Raw genomic sequence first — 14398 nt, 5'->3', positions numbered from 1 at the left:
GCGACGGGATGTCGCGGGGCCCTGCGCCGTTCCGGTGCTGCTCGGGCTACTCCGTCTTGATCGCGGTCAGCATGTTCAGCCGGGCCGCGCTGCGGGCGGGCCACATGGCCGCCAGGGCGCCGACGATGCCGGCCAGCAGCATGAAGATCGCGATCCGGTCGAAGGGGATCTCCAGGGCGTAGTTCGGGATCGAGCCCTTGATGGTCTCGCCCACGGCCCAGGCGATGAAGGTGCCGAGGACCACGCCGATCACCGCGCCGAAGAGCGAGATCACGATGGCTTCCAGCCGGATCATGTTCTTGACCCGGCCGCGGTCCAGGCCGATGGCCCGCAGCATGCCGATCTCCTGCGTCCGCTCGTACACGGACATCGCCAGGGTGTTGACGACGCCGAGGACCGAGATGATCAGCGCCATGGCGAGCAGGCCGTACATGATGTTCAGGGCGGTGTTGATCATGCCGCCCATCTCGTTGCGGATGTCCTGCTGGGTGGCGAAGGTGATCGCCGGGTTCTTGCCGAGGGCGTCGACGAGGGCCTGCTCGCCCTTGGCGGAGGGGCCGCCGTCCATCTTGACGAGGACCTCGCGCAGGTACGGCTTCTCGTCGTGCTGGTCGAGGATCCGGGAGTCGACCACGTAGGGGGAGAGCATGCCCTCCATGTCCTTGTAGACCGCGCCGACCTTCAGGGTCGCCGTCTTCTTGTCGGGGAAGGTGACCTTCAGGGGGGAGCCGACCGACAGGCCGTCCGTCTTGGCGGTCTTCTCGGCGACCACCACCTCGCCCTTGGCGAGGTTGGTCAGCTGACCGCTGATCACGTCGAAGTTGAGGAGCTGGCCGATGGTCGCCGGGTTGACCCCGGAGACGGAGCGGTAGGAGTCGCCGTCGCCGACCTTGAAGTCGCCGGCCTGCTGCGGGGAGACCGCCTTGACGCCCGGGGCCTTCTCCAGGGCCGGGATGACGGAGGGGTCCAGGCTGCCGAAGCTCTGGCCCATGGAGACCTTGTAGTCGGCCCTGAGGTTGTCCGTCGTCATCCGGTCGATGGCCTTGCCCATCGTGATGCCGAGCACGGACAGGGCGGTGACCAGGGTCAGGCCGATGGCCAGCGAGGCGGCGGTGACGGCGGTGCGGCGCGGGTTGCGGACCGCGTTCTGCGCGGCCAGCTTGCCGGCGACGCCGAAGGCCTTCTCCAGCAGCGGGCGGACCGCCGCGATGACCGGACGGGAGAGGGCGGGCAGCAGGACGATGATGCCGATCATCGTGAAGAAGGCGCCGGCGCCGATGAGCATCCGGCCGTCCTTGCCTGCGATCGCGCCGCCGAGGATGGCGAGCAGACCGAGCAGGGTGACGGCGCCGCCGATGCTGTTGCGCAGCACCAGGGACTTCGAGGAGGCCGGCAGGTGGGCGCTGCCCATCGCGGCGACCGGGGAGATCTTGGCGGTGCGGCGCGCGGGCAGCCAGGCGGCGAGCATCGTGACGACGACGCCGATGACGATCGCCGCGATGACGGTGACGGGGGCGACGACCAGCGGACCGGCCGGGATCTTCACGTCGAAGGCGCCCATCGCGGCGCGCATGCCGACCGCGAGCCCGACGCCGGCGATCAGGCCGATGGCGGAGGAGATCACGCCGACGACCAGGGCCTCGGCCAGGACCGAGCGCTTGACCTGGCCGCGGTTGGCGCCGACGGCGCGCAGCAGGGCCAGTTCCTTGGTGCGCTGGGCGACCAGCATGGTGAAGGTGTTGTAGATCAGGAAGATGCCCACGAAGAGCGAGATCAGGGCGAACGTCAGCAGCATCTGGTTCATGCTGCCCATGCCCTGCTCGATGTCCTTGGCCTGCTCGGCGGCGAGCTGTGCGCCGGTCTGGGCCTTGGCGTCCTTGCCGACGAGCGGCTTGATCTCGGTGAGCAGCTGGTCGGCGGTCGTGCCGGCCTTGGCGCTGACCGAGAGCTCGCCGTAGTAGCCCGGCTCCAGGTAGAGCTGCTGGGCGGTCGGGGTGTCGAACAGGACGAGCGAGCCGCCCGCGTTGACCGCGCCGTCCTCGGTGGTGAAGACGCCGGTGAGGGTGTACTCCTTGGCCGGGCCGTTGTCGGCCACCCGGACCTTGTCGCCGACCGCGTACTTGCCGCGCTTGGCCGTCTCCTGGTCGAGGGCGATCTCGCCGGCCCTGGCCGGGCCGTTGCCCGTGGTGAAGGCGTAGCGGGGGTCCTTGCCGTCCTTGAGGGGGACGAAGTTGGCGCCGGTGTTGGCCCAGCCGGTGCCGATCAGCTTGCCGTCCTGGTCGCCCACGGCGGCGAAGCCGCTGACGCGGCCGGAGGCGCTGTCGACTCCGCCGAGGGCCTTGATCTTGTCGAGGGTCTGCTGGCTGATGCCCGGCTCGCCCTCCTTGACGCCCTCGTCGTTGCGGGAGGGACCGTAGGAGGTGACCGAGACGGCCACCCCGTCGAAGCTCTTGGCGGACTGGTTCGACATCGCCTTGCCGACGGTGTCGGTGAAGACGAGCGTGCCGGAGACGAAGGCGACGCCGAGGACGACGGCGAGCACCGTCATCAGCAGCCGTGCCTTGTGCGCGAGCACGTTGCGCAGGGCGGTACGGAACATGGTGGAGGAATCCAGGTCTGTGGGGTCAGCGGGGACGGGGGCGAGGGGGCTCGTCCCTCAGCTGGTGCGGCCCTTGGCGTCGAAGGCCTTCATGCGGTCGAGCACGCCGTCCGCGGTGGGCTGGATCATCTCGTCGACGATGCGGCCGTCGGCGAGGAAGATGACGCGGTCCGCGTAGGAGGCGGCGACCGGGTCGTGGGTGACCATGACGACGGTCTGGCCGAGCTCGCGCACGGAGTTGCGCAGGAAGCCGAGGACCTCGGCGCCGGAGCGCGAGTCGAGGTTTCCGGTGGGCTCGTCACCGAAGATGATCTCGGGGCGGGAGGCCAGGGCGCGGGCCACGGCCACGCGCTGCTGCTGGCCGCCGGAGAGCTGGGTGGGGCGGTGGGAGAGGCGGTCGGAGAGGCCGACCATGCTGATCACCGCGTCCAGCCACTGCTGGTCGGGCTTGCGGCCGGCGATGTCCATGGGGAGCGTGATGTTCTCCAGGGCCGTCAGGGTCGGCAGCAGGTTGAAGGCCTGGAAGATGAAGCCGATCTTGTCCCGGCGCAGCTGCGTGAGCTGCTTGTCCTTCAGGGTCGACAGCTCGGTCTCGCCGATGCGGACGGACCCGGCGGAGAAGGTGTCCAGGCCGGCGACGCAGTGCATCAGCGTGGACTTGCCGGAACCGGAGGGGCCCATGATCGCGGTGAACTGGCCCTGCGCGAAGTCGACGGAGACGTTGTCCAGAGCGACCACCTGGGTCTCGCCCTGGCCGTACACCTTGGAGAGGCCGGTGGCGCGCGCGGCGACGGCCTGGGCGGTGTGCGGGGCGTAGTTCATGGTGGTCACGGGGGCGGCTCCTCGAAGGACGGACCGGGCTCACGGTCCGCGGTTGGCGGGACCCCTCAATCCTCGCGGCGCCCCACCCGCTCCGGATCAGCCGTGATGCCCGTTCTCCGGGCCACCGGAGAGTGACCACGGGGGCCCGCGCCTCCTCCTTTGGTATGACGGCGGCGCGGCGGAAGGACGGGGAAGCCGCCGGACGGGCCGGGCCGGGGCCGGGAGCGGGACCCCTGGCGGAGGGCGGAGCGGAGCCGGAACCGGGGCGCGGACGGGGGCGGAACCGGGGGCGGGAACGGACCGGAAGCGGAGCTGAAGCGAGGCCCGGGCGAAGGGGTGGCGCACGGGGTGGCGTGCGGGGTGGCGCGGGCCATCGAAATCCCGTCAATCCCGTGGCGGCCATGATCGACGCCCGGAACGTGCCGACCGCGCCTTCTGTCCCCTGACGCGTCATCAATCGCCAATAAAATCAGACAACATCGGCGAGACGCCCAGGTGGGGGCGTAAGTGTTCCGGATAGGCTCGGCGTAGCGTTCAAGGCTTTTCCTACGGGGCCGCTACGCCCTGCCCGGATGGTGGAATGCAGACACGGCGAGCTTAAACCTCGCTGACCCTCGGGTCGTGCCGGTTCAAGTCCGGCTTCGGGCACGAGGACGTTCCGTTTCAGGCCGGAACGTCAGCATCGGCGGGGGCGCCAGGGGTGCCCCCGCCGGTCCCGTCCGGCGGGCCCGTACCAGCGGGGAAAGATCCTCCTCCAGCAGTAGGGCGATTTCTTTGCGTTCGCATTACTCTTGACTCCAAGGCCGCGCACGGTGGCCACGGAGGAGTGAGATGAGGAGCAGCAACCCGGTCTTCTCGCGACGGGGATTCAGCCGCGACAACGGTGCTTATGCGGGCTTCGGCACGCAGCAGCCCCAGGCCCAGGCCGGGACCGCCACCAACCCGTACGCGACCAACCCCTACGCGACCGACCCGGCCACGGGTATGCCGCAGGCGCCGGTCCGCGGCAACGCGATGACCATCGACGACGTCGTGAGCCGTACGGCCCTGACGCTCGGCACGGTCGTCCTGACGGCGGCGATCTCCTGGCTCGTGCTTCCGGTCGACCCGGCCAACATCAACAAGTCGTACGGCATCGCCTTCGTCGCCGCGCTCATCGCGTTCGTCTTCGCGATGGTCCAGTCGTTCAAGGCCAAGCCCGTCCCGGCGCTGATCCTGGCGTACGCGGCCTTCGAGGGTGTCTTCCTCGGCGTCATCAGCTCGGCCGTCAGCACCTACGTCAGCCCCGGCACGGTCGTCCAGGCCGTCATGGGCACGATGTGCGTCTTCGCCGGTGTGCTGATCGCCTACAAGATGCGCTGGATCAGGGTGAACCGGCGCTTCGTCGGCTTCGTGACGGCGGCCGCCATCGGCTTCATGCTGCTGATGGTCGTCAACATGCTGTTCTCCGTCTTCGGCGGCGGCGACGGCCTCGGCTTCCGCAGCGGCGGCCTCGGCATCCTCTTCGGTGTCATCGGCATCCTGCTCGGTGCCGCCTTCCTCGCCATGGACTTCAAGATGGTCGAGGACGGCCTGACCTACGGCGCCCCCCGCGAGGAGTCCTGGCTGGCGGCCTTCGGCCTCACCATGACCCTGGTGTGGATCTACATCGAGATGCTGCGCCTGATCTCCATCCTCAAGGGCGACTAGTACGCACCGCTTGAGCCGAGGAAGGCCCCGCGAGCACACGCTCGCGGGGCCTTCCCGCATGTCGGGGGTCAGTAGATCGAGTGATTCGCTTGATTCGCGTGATGCGAGCGATTCGGATGATCGGGCGGGCGGGAAGTCGGGGGCTTCGGACGGGGGCAGGGGCCGGCTCAGCCGAACTTGCGGGCGGCCCTGCGCAGGTCGTACTCGTGGATGATCGCCTTGGCCTGGCCGTACGACAGCTCGTGCGCGCCGAGCAGCCAGCTGACCTTCTCTTCGAACCGGACGAGGGAGGGACCGTCGTCCACGGTGCGGAGCCAGTCGGACACTTCACGACCTGTGGCCCGGGGGATTCTCTCGATCATGTTGCGGTGGGTCTGCTCGGAGAACTCGACGGACATGGGCGCCTCCGGAGGTATCGCCGTGCTGCTCTCTTCACGCCACCGTGCCGGAGAGTTCGCCCGTTGGCAATGGCGCCGAGGCGGCGCGTAAGGTCGGCCGGGTGCTCGATACCTCACCCCTGACCGCTGCCGTGGAACGTTTCGCCGACCGGCTGCGGGCGGCCCCGCAGAGCCGGCTCCAGCAGGGCGCCGCCGAGGCGGCGCTGGACCTGGCCAGGGAGCTCTCGCTGAGGGCGCAGCGGCTGGAGGCGGCCTCCGTAGGCTCCGCGGGCGGTACGGCCGCCGGGGACGGCGCGGGGGCGGCTCCGGCGCGCACGATGCCCGACGCCGGGATCTTCGTCGTCGGGGACCAGCTGGCCGTGGCCGGGCTGGACCTCGCCGAGGCCCTGCGCGCCGCGACGGAGACGGACACGGCGAAGGCCCCGTCCGAGATGCTGGACGAGGCCGTTCGGCTGGTGGATCAGGCGGAAGCCGGGGCGCTGCGGTGAGGCGGACGGGTGCGGGGCCTCAGAGTGAGGCGATGACCCGGTCGGCGAGGATGTAGACGTTGCTGTCCGGGTCCTCGGAGTCGCCGCAGGAGAAGGTCAGGGCGTAGGCGCCGGAGATGCCCGAGCCGCCCAGCAGGACCGGTGCGCTGCCCGAACGCAGGGCGTCGGCGAGCCGCTCGGCGGTCTCCCGGTGTCCGGGGGTCATGCAGAGCGTGGTGCCGTCGGTGAAGACGTACACGTCCAGGGTGCCCAGCGGGCCGGGGCGGACGTCCGCGAGGGCCGTACGGGCCTCCGCGAGCTCCTCCAGGCGGTTGACCGTGCGCTCGTGGTCGGCGCCGTGGTGCGAGGCCTGCACGGGGACGAAGTCCGGGTGCGAGGGGTGGCGCCGGCGGGCGGCGGCCAGCTCGGCCGAGTCCTCCGGGTACCCCTGGTAGTCCTCGGCGTCGTCGCCCAGGAGCGGCTCCAGGCCGACCATGTCCGCCTGCCGGGGCAGGAAGACGGGGCTCTCCTCGCCGAGGCCGGACAGGCCGCCCAGCAGCGAGGGGGCGTCGGCGGCGTCACGGGCCTCCTGGGCGGCCCAGAAGGCGCGCGCCTCGGCGAGCTCGCGCTCGCGCTCCTCGGCCAGGGCCTCGGCGACGGCGGCTCGTATCTCGGCCGCGGGAGACTCCACGGCGCTGCGGGCGTGCGGAACGGTGGCGGCGCCGCCACGGGGGTGCGAAACCGTCAGCTCACCGCGCAGTGCGGTGACCTGCTTGCGCAGGCCGTGGACGGCGTGCAGCGCAGCAGCGCCGACGGCCGTGGCAGCGGCCGTGGTCAGCAGTAGGGCAAGAGACATGGCGCTCACTGACTAACTCCTGATTGATTCGATCCCCCGACTTCCTACATCAGCTTGTCCCGTCCTGGGAATGGGCAGCAGTGCATTACGTCATGAATTGGACAGGCCTTTCGTCCCGATCGTCCCGTCGAGAACCGGCCTGACCTGCGAAAACAATGATCCCCCAGGACTAAGGTCACATCCTGGGGGACATTTGGTCACAGAATGGCGGCGACAGGGTTAGATTCGATGTCAGTACGCCGTTAAGGGATCAAGCGGATCCCTTACGGCGTCTGGCCTCGGCTCTTGATCCCGACGGCCTCCGCGGTGCCGACCTAGCTGAGACGCTCGATGATCATGGCCATGCCCTGGCCGCCGCCCACGCACATGGTCTCGAGGCCGAACTGCTTGTCGTGGAACTGCAGGCTGTTGATCAGCGTGCCGGTGATGCGGGCGCCGGTCATCCCGAAGGGGTGACCGATGGCGATGGCCCCGCCGTTGACGTTGAGCTTCTCCAGCGGGATCTCCAGGTCCCGGTAGGAGGGGATCACCTGGGCCGCGAAGGCCTCGTTGATCTCGAACAGGTCGATGTCGCCGACGGTCAGGCCCGCCCGCTTCAGCGCCTGCTTGGAGGCCTCGACCGGGCCCAGGCCCATGATCTCGGGGGAGAGGCCGGTGACGCCGGTGGAGACGATCCGGGCCAGCGGGGTCAGGCCCAGCTCGCGCGCCTTGGTGTCGCTCATGACGACCAGCGCCGCGGCGCCGTCGTTCAGCGGACAGCAGTTGCCGGCCGTGATCAGGCCGTCGGGGCGGAAGACGGGCTTGAGGCCCTGGACGGCCTCCAGGGTGACCCCGGCGCGCGGGCCGTCGTCCTGGGAGACGACCGTGCCGTCCGGGGTGGTGACCGGGGTGATCTCGCGGGCCCAGAAGCCGTTCTTGATGGCTTCCTCGGCCAGGTTCTGCGAGCGCACGCCGAACTCGTCCATGTCGGCGCGGGTCACGCCCTTGAGCCGGGCCAGGTTCTCCGCGGTCTGCCCCATCCCGATGTACGCGTCGGGGGTGCGGTCGTCCTCGCGCGGGTCGTGCCAGGAGGAGCCGGTGGACTCGGCCACCTCCTTGGTGCGGGCCTCGGACTCGGCGAAGAGCGGGTTGTGGGTGCCCGGGATGCCGTCGGAGGAGCCGTTCACGGACCGGGAGACCATCTCCACGCCCGCGGAGATGAAGACGTCGCCCTCGCCCGCCTTGATGGCGTGCAGGGCCATCCGCGAGGTCTGGAGCGAGGAGGCGCAGTAGCGGGTGATCGTGGTGGCGGGCAGGTGGTCCATGCCCATCTGCACCGCGACGATCCGGCCCAGGTTGTGGCCCTGCTCGCCGCCCGGGAGGCCGCAGCCCAGCATCAGGTCGTCGATCTCGCGCGGGTCCAGGCCGGGCACCTTGGCGAGGGCGGCCTGGATGACCGTGGCGGTCAGATCGTCCGGGCGGACGTCCTTGAGGGATCCCTTGAAGGCGCGCCCGATCGGCGACCGGGCGGTGGAAACGATGACGGCTTCGGGCATCGGGGCTCCAAGGGAGGTGGTGTCGTACCGGGACCGCATGCGAAGTTACCGCCCCGTACCGTCGAGGTCACTGCCCTTGCGATGTGACTCCGGTCGCTCTGGGCGTCTGCGCGGGCCCGGTCGCCCCGCCGTGCGCGGGACCGGTCGCCCCGGCGCCCGTCGCGGCCCCTCCAGTCTGCTCCGTGAGGTCCTCGCCCGGCACCCGGCGCCTGCGCCGGTACTTGAGCAGCGCCCAGGCGCCGCGGGCCCCGGTCACCTCCGTGCCGGCCTGCCCGGCCGCCGCCGAGGCGGCCTTGGCCAGCGGGAGCATGTCCTCGTTGCGCGACACGTCCAGCCGGTCCGACTCGGGCCAGACCCCGAGGGCCGCGCACAGCGTCGGCAGTATGGCCATCGCCGCGGTCGCGTACCCCTCCGCCGACGGGTGGTAGGAGTCCGGGCCGAACATCTCGCGGGGGTTCGCCGCGAACTCCGTCCCCATCAGGTCGCCGATCGAGACGGTACGGGCGCCCAGCGCGAGCACCCCGATCGTCTGGGCGGCCGCGAGCTGGCGCGAGACCCGGCGGGCCAGCCACCGCAGCGGCTGGTACACCGGCTCGATGGTGCCGAGGTCCGGGCAGGTGCCGACCACCACCTCGGAGCCCGCGAGCCGCAGCCGGCGTACGGCCGCGGTCAGCAGCCGCACCGACTGGGTGGGCGGCATCCGGCGGGTCACGTCATTGGCGCCGATCATGATCACGCACACGTCGGGGGGCGGGGCGTCACCGTCCAGCAGCAGCCCCGTCTGGCGGTCCAAGTCGTCCGACATGGCACCCGAGAGCGCCACGTTGCGCAGCTCGACCGGCCGCTCGGCCACCGCCGCCAGCCCCGAGGCCAGCAGGGCGCCCGGAGTCTGCCGGGCCCGCCGCACCCCCAGCCCGGCGGCCGTGGAATCGCCCAGCACGCCGAACCGCAGCGGGCCGGGGCTCAGCTCGGGGCCGCCGAACTCGCTCCCGTACAGACCGTCCGCGCGCGGCGGATCCGGCAGTCCCGTGCCGACCGTCCGCTTCGCGAACTGCATCTCCGCGACCACCAGCCCGACCGCGGCGGCCCCGACGAGCCCGAGCCCGCCACCGCCGTACGCCGCTCCCGCCGCGATGCGGCGGGCCGTCCTCGCCCTGGACACCCTTCAAGCCACCTTCTCGGTCCCTTGGCCGGATCCCTGCGCCGTCCCTGGCGACCCCGCCGTCCTGTTGACCTACCTGCCCCGTAGTGCCGGTCGGCCAATCCCTTTCCGCATAGTCTGGCGGTGCCTCCCGGAGAACCCGTGGAGTCCCCTCCTTGGAGAACATGGTGCAATTCCACGACTCGATGATCAGCCTCGTCGGCAACACCCCGCTGGTGAAGCTCAACCGTGTGACCGAAGGCCTCCAGGCCACCGTCTTGGCCAAGGTCGAGTACTTCAACCCCGGCGGATCCGTGAAGGACCGGATCGCCGTGCGGATGATCGAGGCCGCCGAACAGAGCGGAGCACTCAAGCCCGGCGGCACCATCGTGGAGCCCACGAGCGGCAACACGGGTGTAGGACTCGCCATCGTGGCCCAGCAGAAGGGTTACAAGTGCATCTTCGTCTGTCCTGACAAGGTCTCGACGGACAAGATCAACGTGATGCGCGCGTACGGTGCCGAGGTCGTGGTCTGCCCGACCGCCGTCGACCCCGAGCACCCGGACTCGTACTACAACGTGTCCGACCGCCTCGTGCGCGAGACCCCGGGCGCCTGGAAGCCCGACCAGTACAGCAACGCGAACAACTCGCGCTCGCACTACGAGACCACCGGCCCCGAGCTCTGGGAGCAGACGGCCGGGAAGATCACCCACTTCGTCGCCGGCGTCGGCACGGGCGGCACGATCTCGGGTACCGGCCGGTACCTGAAGGAAGCCTCCGACGGCCGCGTGAAGATCATCGGCGCGGACCCCGAGGGCTCGGTCTACTCCGGCGGCTCGGGCCGCCCGTACCTCGTCGAGGGCGTCGGCGAGGACTTCTGGCCCACCGCCTACGACCCGAACGTGACCGACGAGATCATCGCGGTGTCCGACAAGGACTCCTTCCAGATGACCCGCCGCCTCGCCAAGGAGGAGGGCCTGCTCGTCGGCGGCTCCTGCGGCATGGCGGTCGTCGCCGCGCTGAAGGCGGCCGAGGGCCTCGGCCCGGACGACGTGGTCGTCGTCCTGCTCCCGGACAGCGGGCGCGGCTACATCAGCAAAATCTTCAACGACGAGTGGATGGCCGGACACGGCTTCCTGGAGGACACGGGCCCCTCCGCCCGCATCCGGGACGTCCTCGCGGACAAGGCGGGCGGCATCCCCTCGCTGGTCCACATGCACCCCGAGGAGACCGTCGGGGAGGCCATCGAGGTGCTCCGCGAGTACGGCGTCTCGCAGATGCCGATCGTCAAGCCGGGCGCCGGCCACCCCGACGTGATGGCCGCCGAGGTCATCGGCTCCGTGGTCGAGAAGGAGCTGCTGGCGGCGCTGTTCGCGGGCGGCGCCTCGCTGGGCGACCCGCTGGAGAAGCACATGAGCGCGCCGCTGCCGCAGGTCGGCTCGGGCGAGCCGGTCTCCGAGCTGATGGCGGTGCTCGGCGAGGCCGACGCGGCGATCGTGCTGGTCGAGGGCAAGCCGACCGGTGTGGTGAGCCGTCAGGACCTGCTGGCGTTCCTGGCCAAGGGCGCCAAGTAGCCCGTACGAGTGCTCGTACGGGGCCCTGCACGGGGCCCCGTACGGGTCCGCGCGCGGACGACGCGCAAACGGTACGGGCCCGACACGTGACGGCAGCACCGGCTTAACACGGCTCCGGCACAGTGGTGGTTGTCGGCAGGGAAGCCCGGGAAACCGGGACCGGGCCGGCACCACGAACGGCGTCGGCGCACTTCCGGAGCGGCTCCCGGACCGCGTTGGACGCCACGGACGCGCGGACGGCCCTGACCCGGCCCGTGTCCTGCGCGGGGACCGCCGTCGTCCCGCCCCCGGGAAACCGGGGTGCGGCGGTCCCCGCGCATAAACATGCCCGGAGGCGATCCGCTGGCCCGGCCGGCCGCCCGCCTGCGTGCCGCACGCTTGGCCGTCAGCTGCCCGGCCGTCAGCTCAGCTGGTCGGTACCGCGCTCGCCCCGGTGGCGGGAGAACTTCGCCGCGTGGACGTAGTTGACACCCAGGATGCCGAGCCAGACCACGACCAGGCCGCTGAGATGGGCCTGGGCGGCGCCGATCGCGGAGAGCGGGATCGCCAGCACCAGGGTGATGATCGCGAAGCCGAAGCGCTCGCCGAAGTTTCCGTCCGGGGAGTCCGCCGCGCCGGGCCGGGGGCCGCGGGCCGCGGACAGCCGCTCCTCGGCGAGGCGCCGGCGGACCTGCGTGTCGACCTTCTCCACGAACGAGTCCACCAGCGCGGCCTCGTACTCCGGCCCCAGCTCCCGACGTGCGTCGAGCGTGGCGGAGAGTTCCTTCTTGAGCTCTTGGGACTCCATCCCGCCACCCTAGGATCCGGGGTTCTCGCCGGCACTGGGGCTAGCCCCCGTATCGCGCCGTACGAGCCCGCGCACGGGGCGGACCAGCAGGAGGGCGAGGGCGCAGCCGAGGCTGACCGCGGCGCCGCCCAGCAGGAGCGGGCGGACGCCGAAGAGGGTGCTCGCCGGGCCCGACAGGACCTGGCCGAGGGGGATGGCGAGGATCGAACCGCCCACCTCGTACGCGGTCACGCGGTTGAGCCGGTCCTCGGGGATCTGGGTCTGCATCGTGGTGGACCACTGCACGCCCCAGAACGCCCAGCCCACACCGCTGATCGCGTAGCCGAGCATGAGCAGCGGAAGGGCCGGGACCAGGGCCGCGGCCAGCGGCATCATCGGGAACAGGAACATCGCGAGGCCGCCGCCGAGCAGCGGGCGGACCGGACGGATCCGGAGCGCGAGGAGGCCGCCGAGGACGCAGCCGGCCCCGAAGGCGCCCTCCGCGTACCCGAAGGCGGCCTTGCCGTGCTCGGCGATGATCGAGGCCGCGCCGAGCGGGGTGAGCGGGCCCCACACGAAGACCCCGAGCACCCACCAGATCAGGATGACCGCCCACAGCCAGGACCTGGAGCGGAACTCGTCCCAGCCCTCCCGCAGGTTCGTGAGGGTGGACTGCGAGCGGTCGGCCTCGAAGCGGGGCAGGCGCAGCGCGACGAGGCAGACGCCGCTGATCGCGAAGGTGGCGGCGTCGATCACGAACACCCAGGCCGTCGAGGTGGCGGCCACGAGGACCCCGGCGAGCGCCGGCCCGGCCATCGTGGCCATTCCCTGGCTCACCCGCAGCACCCCGTTGGCCTGGGTGGGGTCGGTGGAGACCTGGGGGACGAGGCTGGAGGTGCCCGGCTGGAACATCGCGGTCGCGATGCCGCCGAGGACCGATCCTCCGATCACGAACCACAGGGTGGGGTGGCCGAGCCAGAGGTAGACGGCGAAGGAGCCCTGCGCCACGCACCGGACCGCGTCGGCGCCGATCATCTGCGGCAGGGGGTGGAAGCGGTCGGCGATCACCCCGCCGAAGACGATGAAGAGGGCGAAGGAACCCATCCAGGCGCCCAGCGCGTACCCGATGCCGCTCACCCCGTAGCCCAGGGAGATCATGGCGACGGCCAGGGCGACCGGCATCATCATGTCGCCCAGCATCGACACGATGCGGGCGGTGAAGAACAGGCCGAAGTTCCTGGTCCACAGACGGGTTCCGGGGACGGGTGGAGCGGAGACGGACGAAGTCGACGAAGTCGCCATGGGGGGCCAATTCACTTGAATGTGGTGGGGGGTTGGCCGGGTGGATCGGGGCGGCCGGCCCTTGAGGATCAAGCGCGGCCGGCGGGGCGGTCAAGTGAATTGATCCGGTCCGCCGGGGGGTCGGGGAGGGCTCGTCGGAGGGCTGGGGGGAGGCCTCGGGGGAGGCCTCGGAGAGGTCTCGGATGACGGGATCGGGTTGCCGTCCTGCATAAGCGCATGCAGAGTGCTCGGAGACTGAATATTCCGTCGGTGACCGGCCGGCTGCCCTTCGCACGGGGCGGGGCCGAGGGGACCGAGGGACGGAGGGGAACGGGATGAGCGAGAGCCCTGCGGCCCGGCTGCAGAAGCTGTTCGAGGGACACCGGCTGACGCCGACCCAGCGGCGCATCGCGCACTGCATGGTGCGCGGGGCGGCGGAGGTGCCGTTCCTGTCGAGCGTGGAGCTCGCCGAACTGGCCGGGGTGAGCCAGCCGTCGGTGACCCGGTTCGCGGTGGCGCTGGGCTTCGACGGCTATCCCGCGCTCCGCCGGCACCTGCGCGAAGTGGCCCCCGCGGAGCGGGCCCCGGGCGGGGAGGAGGACGCGTACAACGAGTACCAGCAGGCCGTGCAGGGCGAGATCGAGAACCTGCGGCAGCTCTCCGCGATGCTCGCCGACCCGGCGCCCGTCCGGGAGGCGGGACGGCTGCTGGCCGGGTCGCGCCCGCTGCCCGTACTGGGGCTGCGCGCGGCCTCCTCGCAGGCGCGCGGGTTCGCGTACTTCGCGGCGAAGGTCCATCCGGACGTCCGGCTGCTCGACGAGGGCGGCTCGATGCTCGCCGACCGGATCGACGCGGCCGCGGGCGCGGGGGCCTCGGCCCTGCTGTGCTTTGCGCTGCCGCGGCATCCGAAGGAGGTCGCGGAGGCCCTGGATCACGCGCGGGGGGCCGGGCTGACCGTGGTCACGGTCGCCGACTCCGCCTTCGCACCGGTGGCCCGCCACTCCGACCTGCTGATCCCGGCGCCCGTCGGGACGGGGCTGGCCTTCGACACGGCGTGCGCGCCGATGTTGTTGGGGCGGGTGCTGCTGGAGGCGATGGCGGATGCGCTGCCTGATGCGCAGGCTCGGCTGGAGGCGTTTGATGCGGGGGCGGTGGCGCGGGGGCTGTTCGTGGAGTAGGTGGGGTGCGGCGCCGTTGCCGGGGACTCCGTCCCCGGGCGCCTCAAGCGCCGGCGGGGCTGGGGTTTGGGAGGGTGGAGGGCGTGGTGCGT

Annotated in this window: 12 protein-coding genes and 1 tRNA gene; 5 read left to right on the top strand and 8 right to left on the bottom strand. The window is 71.2% G+C overall.

All coding sequences use genetic code 11. From position 1 onward, the window contains the following. Positions 1–46: 46 nt before the first annotated feature. A complete protein-coding gene (locus tag ACFWNV_RS35820) occupies positions 47–2599 on the bottom strand; it encodes an ABC transporter permease (protein ID WP_383955218.1) in 2553 nt (850 codons plus the stop codon). Between the two features lie 57 nt (positions 2600–2656). Beyond that, positions 2657–3421, bottom strand: a complete 765-nt coding sequence (locus ACFWNV_RS35815) for an ABC transporter ATP-binding protein (protein ID WP_383955223.1) — start codon at positions 3419–3421, stop codon at positions 2657–2659. Positions 3422–3987: 566 nt separating this feature from the next. On the opposite strand from ACFWNV_RS35815, the gene ACFWNV_RS35810 reads away from it, so the two are divergent. Then, positions 3988–4069 (top strand) — tRNA-Leu (locus tag ACFWNV_RS35810). A 183-nt stretch (positions 4070–4252) separates the two neighbouring features. After that, positions 4253–5110, top strand: a complete 858-nt coding sequence (locus ACFWNV_RS35805) for a Bax inhibitor-1/YccA family protein (protein WP_383955215.1) — start codon at positions 4253–4255, stop codon at positions 5108–5110. A 167-nt stretch (positions 5111–5277) separates the two neighbouring features. Here ACFWNV_RS35805 and ACFWNV_RS35800 read toward each other — a convergent pair whose 3' ends face one another. After that, complete coding sequence (locus ACFWNV_RS35800) at positions 5278–5508, bottom strand: DUF4287 domain-containing protein (RefSeq protein ID WP_383955213.1); 231 nt, start codon at positions 5506–5508, stop codon at positions 5278–5280. 101 nt (positions 5509–5609) lie between these two features. Here ACFWNV_RS35800 and ACFWNV_RS35795 point away from each other — a divergent pair, with 101 nt between their 5' ends. Beyond that, on the top strand, positions 5610–5996 hold the full coding sequence (locus ACFWNV_RS35795) for a hypothetical protein (RefSeq protein WP_383955210.1): 387 nt from the start codon (positions 5610–5612) through the stop codon (positions 5994–5996). A gap of 19 nt (positions 5997–6015) precedes the next feature. Here the strand turns inward: ACFWNV_RS35795 and ACFWNV_RS35790 are convergent, their stop codons facing one another. The 3 genes from ACFWNV_RS35790 to ACFWNV_RS35780 form a co-directional block, all read right to left on the bottom strand. Beyond that, positions 6016–6831, bottom strand: coding sequence for a hypothetical protein (locus ACFWNV_RS35790; RefSeq protein ID WP_383955207.1), 816 nt, complete (start codon positions 6829–6831; stop codon positions 6016–6018). Positions 6832–7145: 314 nt separating this feature from the next. Further along, a complete protein-coding gene (locus tag ACFWNV_RS35785) occupies positions 7146–8366 on the bottom strand; it encodes an acetyl-CoA C-acetyltransferase (protein WP_243335198.1) in 1221 nt (406 codons plus the stop codon). 67 nt (positions 8367–8433) lie between these two features. Then, a complete protein-coding gene (locus ACFWNV_RS35780) occupies positions 8434–9528 on the bottom strand; it encodes an SGNH/GDSL hydrolase family protein (RefSeq protein ID WP_383955203.1) in 1095 nt (364 codons plus the stop codon). 167 nt (positions 9529–9695) lie between these two features. Between ACFWNV_RS35780 and ACFWNV_RS35775 the strand changes: the two genes are divergently transcribed. After that, the gene (locus ACFWNV_RS35775; RefSeq protein ID WP_383955221.1) at positions 9696–11081 is read left to right on the top strand and encodes a cystathionine beta-synthase; all 1386 of its coding nucleotides are present in this window, start codon (positions 9696–9698) and stop codon (positions 11079–11081) included. A 400-nt stretch (positions 11082–11481) separates the two neighbouring features. Here ACFWNV_RS35775 and ACFWNV_RS35770 read toward each other — a convergent pair whose 3' ends face one another. Both ACFWNV_RS35770 and ACFWNV_RS35765 read right to left on the bottom strand, forming a co-directional pair. Next, complete coding sequence (locus ACFWNV_RS35770) at positions 11482–11868, bottom strand: hypothetical protein (RefSeq protein ID WP_383955200.1); 387 nt, start codon at positions 11866–11868, stop codon at positions 11482–11484. Positions 11869–11877: 9 nt separating this feature from the next. Next, positions 11878–13149: an MFS transporter gene (locus ACFWNV_RS35765; RefSeq protein ID WP_383955198.1), complete on the bottom strand. Its 1272-nt coding sequence runs from the start codon at positions 13147–13149 to the stop codon at positions 11878–11880. A gap of 314 nt (positions 13150–13463) precedes the next feature. Between ACFWNV_RS35765 and ACFWNV_RS35760 the strand changes: the two genes are divergently transcribed. Then, positions 13464–14306 carry a MurR/RpiR family transcriptional regulator gene (locus ACFWNV_RS35760; RefSeq protein ID WP_383955195.1) on the top strand — a complete coding sequence of 281 codons (843 nt, stop codon included), beginning with the start codon at positions 13464–13466 and terminating at the stop codon, positions 14304–14306. Positions 14307–14398: the final 92 nt, after the last annotated feature.

Source organism: Streptomyces sp. NPDC058401, from assembly GCF_042722885.1.
Taxonomy (GTDB): domain Bacteria; phylum Actinomycetota; class Actinomycetes; order Streptomycetales; family Streptomycetaceae; genus Streptomyces.
The sequence above is the reverse complement of the archived record's forward strand: the minus strand, read 5'-3'. Positions and strand labels throughout refer to the sequence as shown.

Excerpts from the sequence above, each read along its gene's own strand:
- ACFWNV_RS35765 (WP_383955198.1), bottom strand. The coding sequence starts at position 13,149 with ATGGCGACTTCGTCGACTTCGTCCGTCTCCGCTCCACCCGTCCCCGGA.
- ACFWNV_RS35800 (WP_383955213.1), bottom strand. The coding sequence starts at position 5,508 with ATGTCCGTCGAGTTCTCCGAGCAGACCCACCGCAACATGATCGAGAGA.
- ACFWNV_RS35790 (WP_383955207.1), bottom strand. The coding sequence starts at position 6,831 with ATGTCTCTTGCCCTACTGCTGACCACGGCCGCTGCCACGGCCGTCGGC.
- ACFWNV_RS35785 (WP_243335198.1), bottom strand. The coding sequence starts at position 8,366 with ATGCCCGAAGCCGTCATCGTTTCCACCGCCCGGTCGCCGATCGGGCGC.
- ACFWNV_RS35760 (WP_383955195.1), top strand. The coding sequence starts at position 13,464 with ATGAGCGAGAGCCCTGCGGCCCGGCTGCAGAAGCTGTTCGAGGGACAC.
- ACFWNV_RS35820 (WP_383955218.1), bottom strand. The coding sequence starts at position 2,599 with ATGTTCCGTACCGCCCTGCGCAACGTGCTCGCGCACAAGGCACGGCTG.
- ACFWNV_RS35805 (WP_383955215.1), top strand. The coding sequence starts at position 4,253 with ATGAGGAGCAGCAACCCGGTCTTCTCGCGACGGGGATTCAGCCGCGAC.
- ACFWNV_RS35770 (WP_383955200.1), bottom strand. The coding sequence starts at position 11,868 with ATGGAGTCCCAAGAGCTCAAGAAGGAACTCTCCGCCACGCTCGACGCA.
- ACFWNV_RS35815 (WP_383955223.1), bottom strand. The coding sequence starts at position 3,421 with ATGAACTACGCCCCGCACACCGCCCAGGCCGTCGCCGCGCGCGCCACC.